The sequence below is a fragment of the Bradyrhizobium sp. Kon56 genome (genome assembly GCF_055807635.1).
In genome coordinates this window covers 1-586 of record NZ_JBVVOU010000125.1, presented here as the reverse complement: position 1 = coordinate 586, position 586 = coordinate 1, and the positions used below count along the sequence as shown (strand labels likewise).

The following is a 586-nucleotide window of genomic DNA, read 5'->3' as shown; positions in this document are numbered from 1 at the left end:
CCGGCAAAGGAATATTCCATGGCGATCAGCGGCACGGTCGCATCCTGCACGAACCAGGCCTCGATGCCGCCCGGCGAGGTCAAATGCTGGATCTTCGCCGCCGCCTGTGACGGCGAGACGGTAGCGAGCGCGAGTGCCGCGCCGGTGGCAAAGGAGAATGCAACGCGTCGAAGGAAGGGATAGGTCACGAACGCTTCTCCTCGCGCTTGGTGGTCGCGGTGTCTTTGATCAGATAGCCCGTCACCGAGCGCTTCTTCTCGAGCCATTTCTGCGCGACGGTGCGGACCTGCTCGGCGGTGACGGCGCGGATGCGATCTGGCCAGCTCCGGATGTCCTCGATCGACAGGCCCGTGGTCAGTGCGCCGCCATACCAGCGCGCCAGCACCGCCTGGTTGTCCTGGGCGTAGATCGCCTCGGCGATGAGCTGGGTCTTGACCCGCTCGAGATCCTCGGCGCGGATCGGATTCTGCGCGATGTCGGCAATGACGCCGTCGACCACCTGCTCGACCTCGGCGAAGCTGACCCCGGATTTGGGCGAAGCCGAGATCGCGAACTGGGTCGGGTCGAGCGAGATGCTCGAATAGCT

At 65.0% G+C, this 586-nt stretch carries 1 protein-coding gene and 1 pseudogene; both read right to left on the bottom strand.

Annotated elements, in window-relative coordinates; translation table 11 throughout:
- Positions 1-188 (bottom strand): annotated as a pseudogene (locus AC0L3B_RS38240) (insulinase family protein); the annotation flags it as partial.
- Positions 185-586: M16 family metallopeptidase (locus AC0L3B_RS38235; RefSeq protein WP_473382722.1), on the bottom strand; the 402-nt coding region annotated here is incomplete at its 5' end. The pseudogene AC0L3B_RS38240 and the gene AC0L3B_RS38235, both read right to left, overlap by 4 nt.